The following is a 20,178-nucleotide window of genomic DNA, read 5'->3' on the forward strand; positions in this document are numbered from 1 at the left end:
GCGGGCGGCCATCCTTTCGCAGCGAGCCCTCCCATGTCCGAGACCAGCACCGCCTGTCATCACCCGCATCACGATCACGGTCACAGCCATGACGACGACAGCGGGGCTGTCCCCCGCGATCCGGTCTGCGGCATGCTGGTCGATCCCGAGGCGGGCAAGCCGAAGGCGGAGCATGACGGCCGCACGGTGCATTTCTGCTCGCAGGGGTGCCACGACCGATTCGTCGCCGCGCCGCAGGATTATCTGACGGCGAAGGACCCGGTCTGCGGCATGAGCGTCGAACGCATCGATGCCCGCCACATGGCCAAGCATGGCGGCGAGCGGTTCTATTTCTGCTCGGCCGGCTGCAAGACGCGGTTCGAGGCCGATCCCGACGCCTTTCTCGGCGACCGCCCGGCCCCCGAACCGATGCCGGAAGGCACGCAGTACACCTGCCCCATGCATCCGGAGATCGTCCAGGACCATCCCGGCGACTGCCCGAAATGCGGCATGGCGCTGGAGCCGATGGGCGTGCCGACCGGCGAGGAAGGCCCCAATCCCGAACTGATCGACTTCACCCGCCGGCTCTGGGTCAGCGCGCTCTGCACCATCCCGCTGTTCATCATCTCGATGGGCCCGATGGTCGGGCTGCCGATCCGCGACTGGATCGGCGAGGAGCTGGCGGTCTGGCTGGAATTCGCGCTGGCGACGCCGGTGGTGCTGTGGGCGGCCCTGCCCTTCTTCAAGCGGGGCTGGGCGTCGATCGTCAATCGCTCGCCCAACATGTGGACGCTGATCGCCATCGGCGTCGGCGCAGCCTATGGCTACAGCGTGGTGGCCACCCTCCTGCCCGGCCTGTTCCCCGCATCCTTCCGCCAGCACGGCGTCGTGCCGGTCTATTTCGAGGCCTCGGCGGTGATCGTCGCGCTGATCTTCGTCGGCCAGGTGCTGGAGCTGAAGGCGCGCGAGCGCACCGGCTCGGCGATCCGCGCGCTGATGGACCTGGCGCCGAAGACCGCCCGCCGCATTGCGGCCGACGGAACCGAGGACGACGTGCCGCTCGATGCCCTGGCGTCCGGCGACCGCCTGCGGGTGCGCCCCGGCGAGAGCGTGCCGGTGGACGGCACGCTGGTCGAGGGCCGCTCCTCGGTGGACGAATCGATGATCACCGGCGAGCCGGTGCCGGTCGAGAAGAACCCCGGCGACACGGTCACCGGCGGCACGCTCAACCGCAATGGCGGCTTCGTCATGGAGGCCGAGGCGGTCGGCGCCGACACGACCCTGTCGCGGATCGTCGAGATGGTCGCCAAGGCGCAGCGCTCGCGCGCTCCGATCCAGGGGCTGGCCGACCGGGTCGCGGGCTACTTCGTCCCCGCCGTGGTGCTGTCGGCGATCGTCGCCTTCGTCGTCTGGGCCCTGGTCGGGCCGCAGCCGGCCATGGTGCACGGGCTGGTCGCCGCCGTCTCGGTGCTGATCATCGCCTGCCCCTGCGCGCTCGGGCTCGCGACGCCCATGTCGATCATGACGGCCACCGGGCGCGGCGCCTCGGCCGGCGTCCTGATCAAGGACGCCGAGGCGCTGGAGCGCTTCGCCAAGGTCGATACGCTGGTGGTCGACAAGACCGGCACGCTGACCGAGGGCCGGCCGCAACTGACCGACGTGGTCGTGATCGAGGGTGACGAGACGGCGTTTCTCTCGGCCGCGGCGAGCCTCGAGCGCGGCTCGGAACATCCGCTGGCCGAGGCGATCGTCGCCGGGGCGCAGGAACGCGGCGCGGAGCTTTCGGAGGCCTCCGGCTTCGACGCGGTCACCGGCAAGGGCGTGCGGGGCGAGGTACGCGGCTCGGCCGTCGTTCTCGGCAACCGGGCGATGCTCGCGGCGGAGGGCATCGATGCCGCCGCCCTCGACGCCGAAGCCCGGACCCGGGAGACCGACGGCAAGACGGTGATGTTCGTCGCCATCGACGGCCGGGCGGCGGGGCTCATCGCCGTCTCCGACCCGATCAAGCCGACGACGGAGGCTGCCATCCGCGCCCTGCACGAGAGCGGCATGCGGATCGTCATGGCGACCGGCGACAATGAGCGCACGGCCAAGGCCGTCGCGTCGGCGCTCGGCATCGACGAGGTGCGGGCCGGCCTGTCGCCGCAGGACAAGCAGGCGCTGGTGGAGGAGCTGCGCAATGGCGGTGCGAAGGTCGCGGTCGCCGGCGACGGCGTCAACGACGCACCGGCGCTGGCGGCGGCCGATGTCGGCATCGCCATGGGCACCGGCGCGGACGTCGCCGTGGAAAGCGCCGGCATGACGCTGGTGAAGGGCGATCTCAACGGCATCGTGCGGGCGCGCCACTTGGCCCGCGCCACGATCCGCAACATCAAGCAGAACCTGTTCTTCGCCTTCGTCTACAACACCGTCGGCGTGCCGGTCGCGGCCGGCGTCCTCTACCCTGTCTTCGGCGTGCTGCTCTCGCCAATGCTGGCGGCGGCGGCGATGAGCCTCTCCTCCGTCTCGGTGATCGGCAACGCGCTGCGGCTGCGCACGCTCAAGCTGTGACGCCGGCCTGAGGTACAGGTGTAGCGGCAGGCCTGACCAAGGGACCTGCCGCGCTACGGCGCTACTGCTTCGCCAGCTTGTCGAGGATCGCCGAGAAGTCGCGGCCCTTGCCGCCGCCGGACTCCACGAAGGCCGCGTAGATGTCGCGGGCGTGGCGGCCGAGCTCGGTGGTCGCGCCGGTGGTTTCTGCCGCCGTCTGCGACAGGTTGAGGTCCTTGAGCATCAGATCGGCGGCGAAGCCCGGCTTGTAGTCGTTGTCGGCCGGGCTCTTCGGGCCGATGCCCGGTGCCGGGCAATAGGTGTTGATCGACCAGCAGGAGCCCGACGAGGTCGAGGCCACGTCGAACATCGCCTGGCGGTCGAGGCCGAGCTTGTCGGCGAGGTGAAACGCCTCGCAGACGCCGATCATCGAGATGCCGAGGATCATGTTATTGCAGATTTTCGCCGCCTGGCCGGCACCGGCCTCGCCGCAATGCACCGCCTTCTGGCCCATGATGTCGAAGAGCGGCTTGCCCCTGGCGAAGGCTTCGTCGCTGCCGCCGACCATGAAGGTCAGCGTGCCGGCCGCCGCGCCGCCGGTGCCGCCGGAGACCGGCGCGTCCAGCGACAGGAGCCCCGCCTCGCGCGCCATCTCGTGGGCGGCGCGTGCGCTGTCCACGTCCACCGTCGAGCAGTCGATGAGCAATGCCCCGGCTTCGGCCTGGCGCACGATGTCGGCATGGACGGCCCGCACGATGTCGCCATTCGGCAGCATGGTGATCACCGCCTCCATGCCCGTCACGGCCTCGGCGAGCGTTGCGGCGGGGGCGACACCCTCGGCAGTCACGCCGGCCGCGTCGTAGCCGCTCACCGCATGGCCGGCCTTCGCCAGATTGGCCGCCATCGGCGCGCCCATGTTGCCGAGACCGACGAAACCGATCTTCATGGCCGTTCCTCCCCTGCCTGTTGGTCGAATGTCAGTTCGTGTTCGCCCAGCGGCGCCAGCATCGCGGCGACCCGCTCCCGCGGCAGGTCCTCGATCCGCGACGGCGACCATTTCGGCGCGCGGTCCTTGTCGATCACCGCGGCGCGAATGCCCTCCAGCAATTCGCCCTCGTCGATCGAGCGGTAGGTGAAGCGGTATTCGTTGCGCAACGCCGCCTCGATGGTCGGCTCGGCGCGCGCCGCCCGCACCAGCTCCAGCGTCGCGCCGACCGAGATCGGCGAGCCCTTGCGGATCAGCGCGGCCGTGCGCTGCGCCCATTCCCCGCCATCGAGGGCGAGCCGCTGCAGGATGTCGGCCGCGTCGACGCCCGAGAACGCCGCGTCGATCGCCTCGGTCTGCTCGGCCAGCGTCGAGGGGGGCGGCGCGTCGGCAAAGCGCGCGATCACCTGCGGATCGCCGCTTTCGACCAGGGCCGCGGTCAGTCCGGCGAGATCATCGGAGCGGATGCAGGTATCGGCGAAGCCGGCGGCGATCGCCTCGCCCGGCCCCATGCGGAAACCGGTCAGCGCCAGATATTCGCCGAGCCGGCCGGGCGCGTTGGCGAGGATCAGCGTCGCCCCGACATCGGGTACGAGGCCGATGGCGCATTCGGGCATGGCGACCATCGAGCGCTCGGTGACGACACGGTGGCTGGTATGGCCGCCGAGGCCGACGCCGCCGCCCATGACGATGCCGTCCATCAGTGCCACGACCGGCTTGGGATAGCGGGCGATCTTGGCGTTCAGCCGGTATTCCTCGGCCCAGAAGCGGCGCGCGGCCGACAGGTCCCCGGCGCGGCTGTCGTGATAGATCTTCTGGATGTCGCCGCCGGCGCAGAAGGCCCGGTCGCCGGCCGCGTCCATGATCACGAGATCGATGGCCGGGTCCGTGGCCCAGCCGTCCATCGCCGCCTCGATCGCCAGCGACATGGCATGGGACAGGGCGTTCAGGGATTTCGGCCGGTTGAGGGTGATGCGCCCCGCCCGCCCCTCGGCGCGGATCAGGACGTCGTCATTGGCTGCGTTGGTGTCGATGCTCATGAATGCTCCGCCAGGAGTGCGCGTGCGGTAATCATCCGCATGATCTCGTTGGTGCCTTCCAGGATCTGGTGAACCCGGAGATCGCGCACGATCTTTTCGATGCCGTAATCGGCGAGGTAGCCGTAGCCGCCATGCAGCTGCAGGGCCATGTTGGCGACGTTGAAGCTGGTGTCGGTGACGAAGCGCTTGGCCATGGCGCAATGCTTGGGCGCGTCGGGCGCCTTGGTGTCCAGCTTCCACGCCGCCTGGCGCAGGAAGATGCGCGCCGCCTGCAGCTCGGTCTCCATGTCGGCCAGCCGGAACTGCAGCGCCTGGAATTCGGTGAGGCTTTTCCCGAAGGCCTGGCGGTCCTGCATGTAGGCGACCGACTTGTCGAGCGCCGCCTGGGCCGCGCCCAGCGCGCAGGCCGAGATGTTCAACCGGCCGCCATCGAGGCCCATCATGGCATAGGCAAAGCCCTTGCCCTCTTCGCCGAGGAGATTGCCGCCGGGCACGCTGCAGCCGTCGAGGCGGACCTCGGCGGTCGGCTGGGCGACCCAGCCCATCTTCTTCTCCAGCGCGCCGAAGGACAGGCCCTCGGTGCCGTTCTCTACCAGAATGGCGGAAATGCCCTTCGGGCCCGCATCGCCGGTCCGCGCCATCACGACATAGAGGTCCGAGAAGCCGGCGCCGGAAATGAAGCTCTTGGTGCCGTTGAGCACGTAACCGTTACCGTCCGGCTTCGCGCTGGTGCGCAGTGCGGCGGCGTCGGAGCCCGAGCCCGGCTCGGTCAGGCAGTAGCTCGCGACCTTCTCCATCGATGCGAGCTTCGGCAGCCATTCGGCCCGCTGCTCCTCGCTGCCGAAACTGTCGATCATCCAGGCGACCATGTTGTGGATCGACAGGAAGGCCGACACCGATGGGTCGCCATAGGACAGGGCCTCGAAGATCAGCGCCGCGTCGAGCCGCGACAGGCCGGAGCCGTAATCGTCGCGCACATAGATCGCCGCCATGCCGAGCCCGGCCAGTTCGGTCAGCACCTCGCGCGGCAGCGCCTTCTCGTCTTCCCAGCGGGCGGCATGGGGCGCCATCTTCTCGGTAGCGAAATCCCGCGCCATGGTGAAGATCTGGCTCTGCTCGTCGGTGAGCGCAAAATCCAAGACGATTCCTCCCGAAATCCCGGCCCGTGGCCGTCGGCCGCCTTGCGGCGGACTCCTCCCCAACTGGTCTAGAAGCCTGCCCGACGCGCATCAAGCGCCGAAATGCCCGGCTGGCGTCGCGGCGCGCCGGGCCGGCTGGCGCATCCGGCCCCACCGGCCACTCGATGGTTGCGTATAGCAACGACCCTGTCATCTGAAACAAATAACCGCCGCTTATGAACTATAAGAATGGCGGCGATGGAATTGACTCCGGTCGATCTTCGTGGGCCAAATAGAAATGTCCCAGTCGGAGGTAACTCGGATGACCGCCCAGGAATTTGGTGCGTGGCTGGACCATATGTGGTTCTCCCACGACGATGCCGCGTCACGCCTCGGCCTTCCTGCCGAACAGATCGCCGCTTTCGAACGTGAGGGGGCGCCGGGCACCGTCGGCCTTGCCTGTGCGGCGATCGCGACGGGCCTGGCGGCATGGCAGCCGCCACGCCGCGGCGGCCGGCAGAGCCAGCAGGCCGCCTGACCCCTCCCTCTTCCCGCATCGATCGCGGCCTCGCCGCGCCCTGCCCCGTCCGCGCTCCCGTTGCCATCAGCCGGCCCGCCGGACTGCCGTGCCCGGCGCAGGGTGACAGCGGCGATGCCCGGCAGGGCACCCGCCGCCGGCAGCCTCGCCGCTAGAAGCGCAGCACGCGGCCGCGATACGGATAACGCGGATCGCTGTGGCCGACGACGGGCGTATGGCCCGACGCACAGAGCCCGCTGAGAAACGCCTCGTCCTCCGCGTCGTAGCGGGCGCCCACCGCGCCGAGATAGCCGTCGAGCTGCGCGAGGCTGCGCGGTCCCATCAGGATGCTCGACACGGCGGCATTCGCCAGGAGCCAGTTCAGCGCCATGGCGCCCGGATCGCGGCCGGACTGCTCGGCGTAGTCCGCCGCCTTGTTGGCCGCCTCGATCGTGCCCGGCAGGAACTCCGCCTCCAGCATGCGCTTGTCGCCGCGCGCGGCGCGGGAATCGTCCGGCACGCCGCCGCGATACTTGCCGGTCAGGATGCCGCGACCGAGCGGCGAATAGGGCACGACCCCGATGCCGAAATGGTGGCAGGCCGGCAGATAGTCGGTCTCGGCCGTGCGGTTGAGCATGTGATAGTAGGGCTGCGCAACGACCGGCCGCGCCACCCCCAGATTGTCGGCGATGCGGACCATGTCGGCGATCTTCCAGCCGCGGAAATTGGAAAAGCCCCAATGGCGGATGGTGCCCTTGGCGATCAGCTCGCCCAGCGCACCGATCACCTCGTCCAGCGGCGTCGCCTCGTCGTCGAGATGCAGGTAGTAGAGGTCGATCGTTTCGGTCTGCAGGCGCTCGCGCGACATCTCTGCGGCCCGGGCGATCCATGCCGGCGACAGCCCGCCCGATCCCTCGACATCGGTGACCGGGTTGCCGACCTTGGTCGCCAGCACGCAATCGGCGCGGCGCTCCTTCAGGAGCCGCCCCAGCATCGCCTCGGACTTGCCGCCGGTATAGGAATCGGCGGTGTCGATGAAATTGCCGCCGGCCTCGAAATAACGGTCCAGCATCCGCGCCGCCTCGGCCTCGTCGGTCCGGTCGGCAAACATCATCGTGCCGAGGCAGAGGCGCGCCACCTCCGGTCCGCCGCTGAACAGGGGAATCGTCGGGATCGTCGTCATGGCATGGTCCTCCAGAGTTGTTCGATCAGGCGAGCGTTCGCCGGAGGGCGACCAGCGACCGCCTCGGCAGCCGGCGTTCAGACGATGCCGTCCGCCCGCAATTGTGCGATGTCGGCGGCATCATAGCCGGCTTCCGCCAGCACCGCCTCGGTGTCCTGCCCGAGATCGGGCGCCGGATGGCGCAGCTGCGAGGGCGTCTTGGCGAATTTCATCGGGAAGCCGGTCATCCGCACGGTGCCGTGGCCGGGATGGGGAACGTCGAGCACCATCTCCTGCGCGGCGACCTGCGGATCCGCGAACACCTCGCCGAGGGTCTGGACCCGGCCGCAGGGCACGCCCGCCGCATTGAGCCTCTCGATCCAGACATCCTGGATCTCGTGGCACATGGCGTCGTCGATCAGGGCGTTCAGCGCCGCGCGGTTGGCCACCCGGTCGGCATTGGTGGCGAAGCGCGGCTCGTCGAGAAGCCCGATCAGCCCGATCGCCTCCAGAAAGCGGCGCAGGGTCGGGGCAGTCGAGGGCGCCACCGCGACATGGCCGTCGGCGGCGCGAAACAGCCCGTAGGGCGAGGCGATGGGATGGTCGTTGCCGGTCGCCGGCGGCGTCTTGCCGGTCGCCAGCTGCGCCGCCGACAGATAGGCCAGCATCGACATCATGCCGCCCATCATCGAGGCCTCGACCGCCTGCCCCTCGCCGTCGCGATCGCGCACCCGCAGCGCCGCGACGATGGCGAAGGCCGTGTAGAGCCCGGCGATCAGGTCGGTCAGCGGCGGCGCGGCGCGCATCGGCCCGCTCTCCTGCGAGCCGTTCACCGACATGAAGCCCGACATCGCCTGGGTGATGAAGTCGAAGGCCGGGCGGTCGCGATAGGGGCCGGTGGAGCCGTAGCCATTGACCGATCCGACGACGAGCCGCGGGTTGATGGCGTCGAGAGTCTCCCGGTCGAAGCCCATCGCGGCCAGGACGCCGGGCCGGTAGTTTTCCACCAGCACATCGGCGTCGGCGAGAAGCCGGCGCAGCACCGCCTTGCCGGCGTCGCTCTTCAGGTCGAGCGTCAGGGAGCGCTTGTTGCGGTTGAAGCCGGCGAAGTACCAGGACATGCCGTCGACGATCGCCCCGAGGCCGCGGACATGATCGCCCTGTCCCGGCGCCTCGACCTTGATGACGTCGGCGCCGAGATCGCCGAGCAGCATCGAGCAGAACGGGCCGGACAGGATGCGCGTCAGGTCGACGACGCGGATACCGGCGAGCGGCTGGTCCATACGGGTCAACGCCTCGCCGTGGCGACGGCGATCCGGCGTCCCGCGCGCACCGGCATCGGCAGCATCTTGCCTGCGTCGGCCATCGCCCCCTCCCATTTGTTTCGCTGGCATTACGGTTCCCATACGCGACGGGCCCGTCGAAAGTAAATTTCGAAATCACATGCTGCATCGCAGCACGGGTTTCTTCCGCGTTGCAGCACAACTGAGCATCGCGCCAGCCTTGACCGCCCGAATGCTTCGGTGTCATCCACTAGGGAAGGCACACGGGAGAATGCCGCTGTCGGCACGATCTCCCACGGCCGACAAAATGGCGGGGACGCAAGAACTGCCGCCTGAGGGAGGGAAGTCATGTTTCTGAAACGTTTGTTGATGGCCGCGGCCGTGGCGGCGATCGCCATGCCCGCTGCCGCATTCGAGCCGTCGAATGTCGAATGCATCGCACCGGCCAATCCGGGCGGCGGCTGGGACTTCACCTGCCGCACCGTCGGCCGCATCCTGCAGGACGAGGGTCTTGTGCCGGGCGCCGTGCAGGTGACCAACATGCCGGGCGCCGTCGGCGCGGTGGCCTTCGCCAATGTCGCGTCCAAGCGCAATGACGACCCCAATCTGATCGTCGCGACCTCGACCGTCGGTATCACCCAGATCGCCCAGGGCAAGTATCCGGCTGGCATCGACCAGATGCGCTGGCTGGGCATGCTCGGCGCCGATGTCGGCACGATGCTGGTCAACAAGGACTCCGAATACGATTCGCTCGACGCCGTTCTCGCCGCGGTCAAGGAAGACCCGGCCGGCGTCGTGGTCGGCGGCTCCTCCTCGATCGGCGGCTGGGACCATCTGCGGTTCCTGATCCTCGCGCAGGAAGCCGGCGTTCCGACCGACCAGCTCAAGGACATCCGCTGGGTCGAGTTCTCCGGTGGCGGTGACGCCGTCACCCAGTTGCTCGGCGGCCATATCGACGTCGTCCTCACCGACATCGGCGAGATCGGCGGCTTCATCCAGTCCGGCGACGCCAAGGCCCTCGCGGTCATGTCCGACGAGCGGCTGCCGGCCTATCCGGACATCGCCACCGCCAAGGAACAGGGCGTCGACGCGGTCGGCTACAACTGGCGCGGCTTCTACATGGGCGGCGAAGTCCCCGACGACGCCTATGATTTCTGGGTCGAGAAGATGAACGCGCTCTACGATTCGGAAAGCTGGCAGACGGCCGCGACCGAATCCGGCCTGACGCCGATCTGGCGCGGTGGCGAGGAGTTCAACACCTTCGTCCGCGAGTCCGAGAAGAAGGCAGCCGAGATTTCGAAGGCCATCGGTGTCATCAACTAGACCGACCCCGAGCCTGCGTCTCAGTGACCGTATCGCGGGGGCGATTCTGCTCGCCCTCGCGATCTGGTACTGGATCGCCGCCGGCGGCTACAGCGTCGCCTACGGCGATCCGGCCGGCCCGAGCCTGTTTCCGCGCATGGTCGCGGTGCCGCTGGGGCTGTTCGCGGCCTTCCTGATCGTCAAGCCGGATCCCGATCCGGTCTGGTTTCGCTGGCCGCATGTCTGGGGCCAGATCGCCATGCTGGCGGTCCTCATCGTCTATCCGATCATCCTCGAACCGGCGGGCTTTCCGCTGTCGACGAGCGTTGCGGCGCTTCTTTTGGCCCGCATCCTCGGTGCCAGCTGGCTGCAGGCCGTCATCACCGGACTGGTGATCGGTTTCGGGCTGTTCTTCCTCTTCGACGGCGTGTTCGGCCTGCCCCTGCCGACGGGACCGCTCTTCGGTTAGTCACCGCCTGGCCGGTGCCAAGGAGATCACGTGGAAATTCTTGGTTTTCTCGCCGACGGTTTCGCCACCGCGCTCACCCCGACCAATATCGGGCTGGCGTTGTTCGGCTGCTTCATTGGCACGATCATCGGCGCGCTGCCCGGCCTCGGCCCGGTCAACGGCGTGGCGATCCTCATCCCGCTGGCCTTCTCGCTGCAGCTGCCCGCGGGCTCGGCGCTGATCCTGCTCGCCTGCGTCTATTACGGCTGCATGTATGGCGGCCGCATCTCGTCGATCATGCTCAACATCCCCGGCGACGAGCCGGCGATGATGACCTGCCTCGACGGCTACCCGATGGCCCAGCAGGGCAAGGCGCCCGAGGCGCTGGCGATCTCCGGCATCGCGTCCTTCGTCGGCGCCGTGACCGCGACCATCGGCCTGGTGCTGTTCGCCCCGCTCTTGGTGCAGTTCGCCATCCGCTTCGGCCCGGCGGAGTATTTCGCGCTCTATGTCATGGCCTTCGCGACGATCGGCGGTATCACCGGCGCCAATCCGGCCAAGACGCTCTTGGCGGCCGGCATCGGCCTGGCGCTGGGCACGGTCGGGATCGATCCGCAGAGCGCCGTGCCGCGCTACACCTTCGGCAGCTTCCATCTCTATGACGGCTTCCACGCCATCGTCGCCATTGTCGGCCTGTTCGCCATCTCCGAAGCGCTGATCCTTCTGGAACACGGGATCGGCGGCCATTCCGGCGCGGTGCCGGTCAACCGCGCCTTTGCCCGCTGGCCCGATATCCGCAAGTCGCTGGGGGCGATGTTCCGCGGCTCGGGCCTCGGCTTCATCTCCGGCATCCTGCCCGGCGCCGGGGCGTCGCTCGGCTCGTTCATCGCCTACACGCTGGAAAAGCGCTACTCGAACAACAACGACACCTTCGGCAAGGGCGACCCCCGCGGCGTCGCGGCGCCGGAGGCCGGCAACAACGCAGCGGCCGGCGGCGCGCTGGTGCCGATGCTGGCGCTCGGTGTGCCGGGCTCGGGCACGACGGCGGTGCTCCTGGCGCTGCTCATCTCGCTGAACATCACGCCGGGGCCGCTGCTCTTCCAGAACCAGCCGGACATCGTCTGGGGGCTGATCGCGGCGCTGTTCATGGCCAACGTCTTCCTGTTGATCCTCAACCTGCCGCTGGTCGGCCTGTTCACCCGGATGCTCTCCATCCCGATGTGGGCGCTGATGCCCTTCGTGGTGATGATCTCCTTCGTCGGCATCTATTCGATCAGCCATTCCACCTTCGACCTGCAGGTCATGGTCGGCTTCGGCGTGCTCGGCTTCGTTTTGCGCAAGCTGGAGATCTCGGTGGTGCCGGTGGTGCTGGGACTGCTGCTCGGCGGCGAGATGGAAAGCATGCTGCGTCGCGCGCTGGCGATCTCCGGCGGCGATGCCGGCATCCTCGTGTCGAGCTGGATCTCGATCGGGCTCTACACGATCACCGGCTGCTTCCTGCTCATCGCGGTGGTGTTGGCCATGCGCAAGCCACGTCGGCCGGCCGCGCAGCCCGCAGCCGACGCCGATTACGTGGGCGACTGACCGGCAGGTCCGAAGCGTGGCAGTGACGGGGTCCTAGCCGGCGGCCGCCTCGGCCTCGGCATGGGCGAGCAGCGATTCCAGCTTGTGGGTCAGATGCGCCTTCATCAGGCTGCCCAGCAGCGGTCCGTCGCGCGCCTCCAGCGCGGCCTGAATACCCTCGTGCTCGCGGGTCGCGGTCAGCCAGCGCTCGGGCGTCAGATTGGCCTGGTAGCGCGCCCGGTAGACCCGCCGCGCCACCATGGCATGGTGCTGGGAGAGCGTCGGATTGGCCGCGGCGGCGAGGATGGCGCTGTGGATCGCCTGGTTGATCTCGAAATAGGCCGGCCGGTCCCGCGCCTCGTAGGCGGCCCCAAGCCGGCGGGTGAGATCGGCGATCGCCGCGACCTCGGCGTCGGAGGCGCGCTCGGCCGCCAGTTCGCCGGCCAGGCCCTCCAGCGCCGCGACCAGCGGAAACAGCTCGGTCAATTCGTTCATCGTCTCGCCCGAGACGATGGCCCCGCGGTTCGGCACCAGCTGCACGAAGCCTTCGTGAGCGAGCACCTTCAGGGCCTCGCGCACCGGCGTGCGGGAGACGCCGAAGCGCTCCGTCAGCGCCTTTTCGGGCACCTTCTCGCCGGCCTGGAGTTCGCCCTCCATGATCATCCGGCGCATCCGGTCGGTCAGTTCCACGGCCAGCGCGGGGCGCGAGAGCGGCGCGTCGAAATCGGTATCGGCAAGGCTCATGCGTCGTGTCCCGTCGTGGAATGACCGGCCCGGCGGAGACGGGCCGCATCGAGCGCCGGCGACCGGGAGCCAACCCGAACCGGCGCCATTACGGCGCAGCTCCATGGAGCGCGCCCGCCAGCACTTCCGCCACATGCACGGCGCGGCGTGCGGCGCCGTCGGCGATCTGGTGCCGGCAGGAGGTCCCGTCGGCGACGATCACCGCATCGGCAGGTGCCGCGCGCACCGCCGGCAGCAGCGACAGCTCGCCCATGGCCAGTGACACGTCGATGGTCTCGGCATCATAGCCGAAGGCGCCCGCCATGCCACAACACGACGATTCGATCACCTTCAGATCGAGGCCGGGGATCATCCGCAGCGCGCCCTCGACGGCCGACATGGCGCCGAAGGCTTTCTGGTGGCAGTGACCATGCAGATAGGCCTCGCGGCCGATGCCGTCGAGAGGCAGGGACAGGTGCCCGGCCTTGTCCTCGCGCATCAGGAACTCCTCGAACAGCATGGCCGACGCGGCCACCGCTTCCGCGGCCTCGCCGGGCACCAGCGCCAGGAACTCGTCGCGCAGGGTCAGGATGCAGGAGGGCTCCAGCCCGACGATCGCCTTGCCGGCCCGCACATGCGGCAGCAGCGCGTCGATGGTGCGCTGCGCTTCCGCCTTAGCGCGATCGGCCATGCCGGCGGCGAGATAGGTCCGCCCACAGCACAGGGGCCGCTCGTTGCGGCCGAGGCTGGCGGTTTCGACCTGGTAGCCGCCCGCCTTCAGCACCTTGACCGCGGCGCGCAGCACCTGCGGGTCGAACCAGCGGTCGAACGTGTCGGCGAAGAGGACGACACCGGTCACCCGGCCCGGATGCGGCGCCGGGCCGGTGCGCTCGATGCCGCGCCGATCCTCGCGGTTCGCCGTCGCCGTGTCACCACCAGCGCCCTCCGGGTTGAGGACGATCCCGTCCCCTGCCCCGCCAATATTCTTCGTCGAAGCCGCCGCGCCCTGACGGGCGGATGCTCCGGCCCCGGACGCCGCGCCCGCGACATCACCCTCGGCATCGCGGAACCAGTCCTTCCGGAAGGACGGGAGCGAGCGCCGGGCGGAAAACCCGGCCATCTTCTCCGACAGGGCCGCGAAGGCCGGGACGCGGTCGCGCAGGCCCATCAGCCAGCCCATCCGGGCGGCGGCCGGCGCATAGCGCGGCAGGTCGGCGATCAGCCGGTCCTTCAGCGAGAAGCCGTTGGTCTTGCCGCGCTGGTAGAGCACCTCGGCCTTCATCTTGGCCATGTCGACGCCGGTCGGGCATTCGCGGCGGCAGGCCTTGCAGGAGACGCACAGTTTCAGCGTCTCGGCCATCTCGTCGGAGGCAAGCGCGTCCGGGCCGAGCTGGCCGGAGATCGCCAGGCGCAGCGTGTTCGCCCGCCCGCGGGTGACGTCGCGCTCGTTGCGGGTCACCCGGTAGCTCGGGCACATCACCGCCCCGGCCGATTTGCGGCAGGCGCCGTTGTTGTTGCACATCTCGACGGCGCCCTGCAGGCCGCCGGAGGCCCCGGGCCAGGCCGACCAGTCGAAGGCCGTCCGGATCTCGTCCACCGCGTAGCCGGGCGGATAGCGCAGCAAGCTGCGGTCATCCATCTTCGGCGGCGCGACGATCTTGCCGGGGTTGAGGCGCGTGTGCGGATCGAAGGCGGTCTTTACCTCTTCGAAGGCGGCGACGATGCGCTCGCCGAACATCTGGGTGTGGAATTCCGAGCGCACCAGCCCGTCGCCGTGTTCGCCGGAATGCGAGCCCTTGTATTCGCGGACCATGGCGAAGGCCTCCTCGGCGATCGCCCGCATGGTCTTCACGTCCTTGTCGAGCTTGACGTTGAGGACCGGCCGCACGTGCAGGCAGCCCTCGGAGGCATGGGCGTACCAGGTGCCGCGGGTGCCATGCTTCTCGAAGATCGCCGTCAGCCGGTCGGTGTAGTCGGCCAGATGCTCCAGCGGCACGGCGCAATCCTCGACGAAGGAGACCGGTTTGCGCTCCTCCTTCATCGACATCATGATGTTGAGGCCGGCGGCGCGCAGCTCGGCAATCGCCGACTGCAGCTTCAGATCGGTGACCGGCACGACGCCGCCCTCGTGATCGCCGCCGCGACCGAAGCCGTAGCCGAGATCGCTCATCACGTCCTTCAGCGCCGCGATGCTGGCCGCGTTCTGATCCGCCGCGTCGGCAAACTCGACCAGCAGCAGCGCCGCCGGATCGCCCTCGACGAAGGCCTCCAGCGTCGGCACGAACATGTCGATCCGGCGGGCGAGCCCGATCATGGTTGCATCCACCAGCTCGACCGAGGTCGGCTTCAGGGCGACGATATGCTGGGCCGCCTCCATCGCCGCGCGGAAGGTCGGGAAGTGGCAGGCGCCGAGGATCTTGGTCGCCTTGGGCAGCGGCGACAGCCGGATCTCGATGGCGGTCGAAATGCCCAGCGTGCCTTCCGAGCCGACCAGCAGATGGGCGAGATTGATCGGGTCGTCGGAGGGCACCAGCGCGTCGAGATTGTAGCCGCCGACCCGGCGCTGCACCCTGGGAAAGCGCGCCGCGATCTCGCCGGCCTCGCGGCGCCCCAGCGCCAGCATGGCGGCAACGAGTTCGCGCGGCGGCTCGTTGGCGGCGTTCTGGTCGAGCTGGGCGAAGCGGCCGGCGGTGCCGTCGGCGAGGATCGCGTCGATGGCGATGACATTGTCGCGCATCGTGCCGTAGCGCAGCGAGCGCGAGCCGCAGGAATTGTTGCCGGCCATGCCGCCGATCGTCGCCCGCGAGGCGGTGGAGACGTCTACGGGAAACCACAGGCCGTGCGGCTTCAGAAGCCGGTTGAGATCGTCGAGGACGATGCCCGGCTCGACCACCGCGCGCCGGCCGGCGACGTCCAGCTCCAGCAGCTTGTTCAGATGCTTCGACGTGTCGACGATCAGGCCGGAATTGACCGTCTGGCCGCATTGCGACGTGCCGCCGCCGCGCATGGTCAGCGGCAGGCCCTCCTCGCGGCAGGCGTCGAGCGCCGCCGCCACGTCGTCGCCGGTGCGGGCGACGACCACGCCGGCGGGCATGATCTGGTAGATCGAGGCGTCGGTGGCGTAACGCCCCCGGTTGAAGCGGTCGAAATAAACGTCGCCGGCAATTTCCCGCTCAAGCCGGCGGCTCAGGCCCGGCCGGATCATTTCCCCCATCTGTGTCGACCCCTCCCGGCGGCGATCTGCAGAATGCCGCTTGACACGCATAATGAATTCATAATCCAATTGGACCTGAAAACAGGCACGTCGGCAAGAGCGTGCGACGAGGAAACGGACCGGCGGACAAAGCGCCGCGGTCCCCGGGAGACGCCATCGTGACCTACAAAGCCGGCCGGCATTTTCTTCAGATTCCAGGACCGACCAATGTGCCCGACCGGGTGCTGCGGGCCATGGACATGCCGACGATGGATCATCGCGGTCCCGAGTTTCAGGAGATGGCCAAGCGCGTCCTGACCGGCATCCGCACGATCTTCCAGACCAAGAACCCGGTGGTCATCTATCCGGGCTCGGGCACCGGCGCCTGGGAAGCGGCGCTGGTCAACACGCTGTCCCCCGGCGACCTCGTCCTGATGTACGAGACCGGCCATTTCGCCTCGCTGTGGAAGAAGCTGGCCGAGCGGCTTGGCCTGCGCACCGAGTTCATCGCCGGCGACTGGCGCCATGGCGCCGACGCGGCGGCCATCGGCGAGCGGCTGAAGGCCGATAGCGGCCACGAGATCAAGGCCGTCTGCGTCGTCCACAACGAGACCTCGACCGGCTGCGTGACGCCGGTCGGCGACGTCCGCAAGGCGATCGACGCCGCCGGCCATCCGGCGCTGCTTCTCGTCGACACCATCTCCTCGCTCGGCTCGGTCGACTACCGGCACGACGAATGGGGCGTCGACGTCACCGTCGGCGGTTCGCAGAAGGGCCTGATGCTGCCGCCGGGCCTGTCCTTCAACGCGCTCTCCGACAAGGCGATCGCGGCACAGGCTTCGGCCAAGCTGCCGCGCTCCTACTGGGCCTGGGACGAGATGCTGGCGATGAACCCCAACGGGTTCTTCCCCTCCACCCCGGCGACCAACCTTCTCTACGGCCTCGATGCCGCGATCGAGATGCTGCACGAGGAAGGGCTGGACAACGTCTTTGCCCGGCACCAGCGCCATGCCGCGGCGACGCGCGCCGCCGTCGAGGCCTGGGGGCTGGAAGTCCTCTGCGCCGATCCGGCCCAGCATTCGGGCGCGCTCACCGCCGTCCTGATGCCGGAGGGCAAGGGCGCCGACGCATTGCGGAAGGTCATTCTCGAGCGCTTCGACATGTCGTTGGGAGCCGGCCTCTCGAAGCTTGCCGACAAGATCTTCCGTATCGGCCACCTCGGCGACTACAACGACCTGACCCTGATCGGCACGCTGGGAGGCGTCGAGATGGGTCTGCAGGTCGCCGGGGTGGCGCACAAGGCAGGCGGCGTTCAGGCTGCGATGGCCGTGCTGGCACAGTCCGGCGCAGCCGAAGCGAGACAGGCCGCGGAATAGGCGGTACGCAGAACGACCACCGGGCGGTTGAGGAGCCGCCCAAAACGAAAACTGGGAGGAAACCAATGAACATTCGCACCTTGATGCTCGGTGTCGCCGCCGTGGCCCTGATGGGCTCCGCGGCCGGCGCACAGGAATCCCTCGATCTGGGCCATGTCGGCGACCCCGGCTCGCTCTACGAGGCGACGGCGGAGAAGTTCGCCGAATGCGTCGCCGCGTCCGGCAAGGCCACCGTCGAGGTCTACGGCTCCTCGCAGCTCGGCAATGACGAGGAGATGCTGCAGAAGCTGAAGCTCGGCCAGATCGACTTCTCCATCCCCTCCTCGGTGATGAGCTCGGTGTCGCCGACCTTCGGCGTCTTCGAGATGCCGTATCTGATCAAGAGCCGCGACCACATGAAGAAGGTCCGCGACGGGATGCGCGACACCTTCGTCGATGCCGCCGCCGGCCGCGGCTACCAGATCCTCGGATTCTGGGAAAACGGCTTCCGCCACGTGACCAACAACGTCAAGCCGATCAACGTCCCGGCCGATCTGGAAGGCATCAAGCTGCGCGTCCCCAAGGGCGAGTGGCGCGTGAAGATGTTCCAGAGCTACGGCGCCAACCCGACGCCGATGGCCTTCTCGGAGGTGTTCACCGCCCTGCAGACCGGCGTCATCGACGGCCAGGAGAACCCGCTCGCCCAGATCTATTCGGGCCGGTTCCAGGAAGTGCAGAAGTACCTGTCGATGACCGGGCACGTCTATTCGCCCGCCTACCTCGCCACCTCCTCGCGCAACTGGGACGGCTGGGACGAGGAGCTGAAGACGGCCATCCAGGATTGCGCCACGCAGTCCAGCGACTTCGCCTATGAGCGTTCGCAGCAGATGGACGACGAGCTGATCAGCAAGATCGAGGAAGCCGGCGTCACCGTGAACGAGGCCGACAAGGACGCGTTCATCGCCGCATCCAAGGCGATCTACGAGGAATTCGGCACGCAGGTCGAAGGCGGCCAGAAGCTGGTCGAAGACATCCAGGCCCTCGCCTCCGGGTCCTGAGCCTTCACCGGCTTGCGATCATCCTGACAGGTGCCGGTCGAACCCTCGGCCGGCACCCTTCTCCCTGAAATCGACGATGAAAGCTGCGTCCGCGCGACGCGGGAGGCCCTATGCGCCAGTTGGCGAGAATCCTCGGCGAGTTCCTGACATGGGTGGTCATCGCGCTGATGGTCGGGCTGACGACCGTCGTGGTCGCGGCGGTGATCTACCGCAAGATGGGCGCCTCGCTCTCCTGGTACGATGAGATCGCCGGCGTCCTGCTGGCCTGGATCACCTATTACGGAGCCGCGCTGGCGGCGCTGAAGCGCAGCCATATCGGTTTCGACGACGTGCTGCTGTCGCTGCCGCCATCGGCGCGCAAGGTCGCCATGCTTCTTGCCGAGGGGCTTGTGCTGCTGTTCTTCGTGCTCCTCGCCTGGTCGGGTCTCGAGGTCCTCAACATTCTCGAGGGTGAATCCCTGGTCAGCCTGACCTGGGTGCCGGTCGCCCTCACCCAGTCGATCATCCCGATCGGCGCCATCCTCTTCATCGTCGCCGAACTGCTCAGCTTCCCCGACTACTGGCGCGACGTCATGGCCGGACGCTCCGTTGAGCATGCGCCCCTGGCGCATGGTGAAACTCCTGAGAAGGGCCAGCATCCATGATGATGTTCGTCATTTTCCTCGCGCTGGTCGCGATGGTGTGCATCAACGTGCCGATCGCCGTCGCGCTGGCGCTGGCGGCCGTCCTGGCGATCTTCATCAGCGACGGCGGCGCCGCGCTGGTGACCATCGCCCTCGACATGTACAACGGCGCCCGCTCCTTCTCGCTGATCGCCATTCCGATGTTCGTCCTGGCTGGCGCCATCATGAACGCCACCGGCATCACGCGGCGGCTGATCGCCTTCGTCTCGGCCGTCATCGGCTTCGTGCGCGGCGGCCTCGCCATGGTCAATGTCGGCGTCTCGCTGTTCTTTGCCGAGATCTCCGGCTCCGCCGTGGCCGACGTCGCGGCGATGGGCTCCATCATCATTCCTGAGATGAAGAAGCGCGGCTATCCGGCCCCCTTCGCGGCGGCGATCACCTCGTCGTCGGCTTCGCTCGCCATCATCATCCCGCCCTCGATCCCGATGATCCTCTATGCGGTCGCCGCCGGCACCAGCATCGAGCAGATGTTCGTCGCGGGCGTCGTCCCCGGCCTGATCGGGGCCGCCGGCCTGATGGGCGTCGCTTATTATTATGCGGTGAAATACAACCTCCCGATGGAGGAGGCCTTCAACCTGCGCCGGCTGCGCACGACCTTCGTCGAGGCGCTGCCGACCTTCTCCCTGCCGGTCATCATCCTGGGCGGCATCTTCGGCGGCTTCGTCACCGCCACCGAGGGCGCCGGCATCGCCGTCGTCGCGGCCATCCTGGTCGGCATCTGGTACCGCGAGGTCGACTGGGGACAGCTCAAGCAGGCGATGCTGGAAGGCGGCATCCAGACCGCCGTGGTCATGCTCCTGGTCGCCGCGTCGATCCTGATGGGCAGCTATCTCACCCAGGCGCGCGTGCCCCAGCAACTGGCCGAGGGCATCCTCGACATCACCTCGAACCAGTACCTGATCCTTCTGATCCTGAACGTCTTCTTCCTGGTCATCGGGTTCTTCCTGCACTCCGCCGCGGCGATCATCCTGGTCGTCCCGGTGATCGTCCCACTGATCCAGCAGGCCGGCATCGACCCGGTGCATTTCGGCCTCGTGGTGACGTTGAACCTCGCCATCGGCCAGCAGACGCCACCGGTCGCCTCGGTGCTGATCACCGCCTGTTCGATCGCCAAGGCCAACATATGGGAGGTGTCGAAGGCGAACCTGCCCTTTGTCGGGGTGCTGCTGTTCGTCCTGCTCCTGTGCACCTATGTGCCGGCAGTCCCGATGTTCCTCGTCGAATATTTCTACAGGTAGAC

The 20,178-nt window shown here is 68.3% G+C and carries 16 protein-coding genes; 9 read left to right on the plus strand and 7 right to left on the minus strand.

What is annotated here, in order from left to right:
- Positions 1 to 33: 33 nt before the first annotated feature.
- Complete coding sequence (locus H9Q09_RS12710) at positions 34 to 2,529, plus strand: heavy metal translocating P-type ATPase (protein WP_187391347.1); 2,496 nt, start codon at positions 34 to 36, stop codon at positions 2,527 to 2,529.
- Between the two features lie 61 nt (positions 2,530 to 2,590).
- On the opposite strand, the gene mmsB is transcribed toward H9Q09_RS12710, so the two are convergent.
- Genes mmsB through H9Q09_RS12725 form a run of 3 tightly spaced genes read right to left on the minus strand, consistent with a single transcriptional unit; the run spans position 2,591 to position 5,672 of the window.
- Complete coding sequence (gene mmsB / locus H9Q09_RS12715; RefSeq protein ID WP_187391348.1) at positions 2,591 to 3,454, minus strand: 3-hydroxyisobutyrate dehydrogenase; 864 nt, start codon at positions 3,452 to 3,454, stop codon at positions 2,591 to 2,593.
- Positions 3,451 to 4,533: an enoyl-CoA hydratase/isomerase family protein gene (locus H9Q09_RS12720; protein ID WP_187391349.1), complete on the minus strand. Its 1,083-nt coding sequence runs from the start codon at positions 4,531 to 4,533 to the stop codon at positions 3,451 to 3,453. Before H9Q09_RS12720 ends, mmsB begins: the two co-directional genes overlap by 4 nt.
- A complete protein-coding gene (locus H9Q09_RS12725) occupies positions 4,530 to 5,672 on the minus strand; it encodes an acyl-CoA dehydrogenase family protein (protein ID WP_187391350.1) in 1,143 nt (380 codons plus the stop codon). The genes H9Q09_RS12720 and H9Q09_RS12725 overlap by 4 nt, the downstream gene beginning before the upstream one ends.
- 301 nt (positions 5,673 to 5,973) lie before the next feature.
- Here H9Q09_RS12725 and H9Q09_RS12730 point away from each other — a divergent pair, with 301 nt between their 5' ends.
- Positions 5,974 to 6,189 (plus strand): hypothetical protein, encoded by a 216-nt coding sequence (locus H9Q09_RS12730; RefSeq protein ID WP_187391351.1) that lies wholly within the window; start codon positions 5,974 to 5,976, stop codon positions 6,187 to 6,189.
- Positions 6,190 to 6,340: 151 nt separating this feature from the next.
- Here H9Q09_RS12730 and H9Q09_RS12735 read toward each other — a convergent pair whose 3' ends face one another.
- Both H9Q09_RS12735 and H9Q09_RS12740 read right to left on the minus strand, forming a co-directional pair.
- Positions 6,341 to 7,351, minus strand: coding sequence for an aldo/keto reductase (locus H9Q09_RS12735; RefSeq protein WP_187391352.1), 1,011 nt, complete (start codon positions 7,349 to 7,351; stop codon positions 6,341 to 6,343).
- A 77-nt stretch (positions 7,352 to 7,428) separates the two neighbouring features.
- Positions 7,429 to 8,613, minus strand: a complete 1,185-nt coding sequence (locus H9Q09_RS12740; RefSeq protein WP_187391353.1) for a CoA transferase — start codon at positions 8,611 to 8,613, stop codon at positions 7,429 to 7,431.
- Between the two features lie 348 nt (positions 8,614 to 8,961).
- Between H9Q09_RS12740 and H9Q09_RS12745 the strand changes: the two genes are divergently transcribed.
- The 3 genes from H9Q09_RS12745 to H9Q09_RS12755 are packed head-to-tail and all read left to right on the plus strand — an operon-like array spanning position 8,962 to position 11,947.
- Positions 8,962 to 9,936, plus strand: a complete 975-nt coding sequence (locus H9Q09_RS12745) for a tripartite tricarboxylate transporter substrate-binding protein (RefSeq protein WP_187391354.1) — start codon at positions 8,962 to 8,964, stop codon at positions 9,934 to 9,936.
- Positions 9,923 to 10,384: a tripartite tricarboxylate transporter TctB family protein gene (locus tag H9Q09_RS12750; protein ID WP_187391355.1), complete on the plus strand. Its 462-nt coding sequence runs from the start codon at positions 9,923 to 9,925 to the stop codon at positions 10,382 to 10,384. The genes H9Q09_RS12745 and H9Q09_RS12750 overlap by 14 nt, the downstream gene beginning before the upstream one ends.
- Before the next feature lie 30 nt (positions 10,385 to 10,414).
- The gene (locus tag H9Q09_RS12755) at positions 10,415 to 11,947 is read left to right on the plus strand and encodes a tripartite tricarboxylate transporter permease (RefSeq protein ID WP_024349928.1); all 1,533 of its coding nucleotides are present in this window, start codon (positions 10,415 to 10,417) and stop codon (positions 11,945 to 11,947) included.
- 33 nt (positions 11,948 to 11,980) lie between these two features.
- On the opposite strand, the gene H9Q09_RS12760 is transcribed toward H9Q09_RS12755, so the two are convergent.
- Together H9Q09_RS12760 and H9Q09_RS12765 are read right to left on the minus strand one after the other, a co-directional pair.
- Positions 11,981 to 12,670 carry a GntR family transcriptional regulator gene (locus tag H9Q09_RS12760; protein ID WP_187391356.1) on the minus strand — a complete coding sequence of 230 codons (690 nt, stop codon included), beginning with the start codon at positions 12,668 to 12,670 and terminating at the stop codon, positions 11,981 to 11,983.
- A gap of 88 nt (positions 12,671 to 12,758) precedes the next feature.
- The gene (locus H9Q09_RS12765; RefSeq protein WP_246716128.1) at positions 12,759 to 15,863 is read right to left on the minus strand and encodes an FAD-binding and (Fe-S)-binding domain-containing protein; all 3,105 of its coding nucleotides are present in this window, start codon (positions 15,861 to 15,863) and stop codon (positions 12,759 to 12,761) included.
- Between the two features lie 158 nt (positions 15,864 to 16,021).
- Between H9Q09_RS12765 and H9Q09_RS12770 the strand changes: the two genes are divergently transcribed.
- The 4 genes from H9Q09_RS12770 to H9Q09_RS12785 all read left to right on the plus strand — a co-directional run bounded on the left by H9Q09_RS12770 (position 16,022) and on the right by H9Q09_RS12785 (position 20,176).
- A complete protein-coding gene (locus H9Q09_RS12770; RefSeq protein ID WP_024349925.1) occupies positions 16,022 to 17,218 on the plus strand; it encodes an aminotransferase class V-fold PLP-dependent enzyme in 1,197 nt (398 codons plus the stop codon).
- 65 nt (positions 17,219 to 17,283) lie between these two features.
- A complete protein-coding gene (locus H9Q09_RS12775) occupies positions 17,284 to 18,255 on the plus strand; it encodes a TRAP transporter substrate-binding protein (RefSeq protein ID WP_187391357.1) in 972 nt (323 codons plus the stop codon).
- Between the two features lie 110 nt (positions 18,256 to 18,365).
- Positions 18,366 to 18,899 carry a TRAP transporter small permease subunit gene (locus H9Q09_RS12780; RefSeq protein WP_187391358.1) on the plus strand — a complete coding sequence of 178 codons (534 nt, stop codon included), beginning with the start codon at positions 18,366 to 18,368 and terminating at the stop codon, positions 18,897 to 18,899.
- A complete protein-coding gene (locus H9Q09_RS12785; protein WP_187391359.1) occupies positions 18,896 to 20,176 on the plus strand; it encodes a TRAP transporter large permease in 1,281 nt (426 codons plus the stop codon). The genes H9Q09_RS12780 and H9Q09_RS12785 overlap by 4 nt, the downstream gene beginning before the upstream one ends.
- Positions 20,177 to 20,178 lie beyond the last annotated feature (2 nt).

The sequence above is a fragment of the Aurantimonas sp. DM33-3 genome, assembly GCF_014334315.1.
GTDB classification, from domain to species: Bacteria; Pseudomonadota; Alphaproteobacteria; order Rhizobiales; family Rhizobiaceae; genus Aurantimonas; species Aurantimonas coralicida.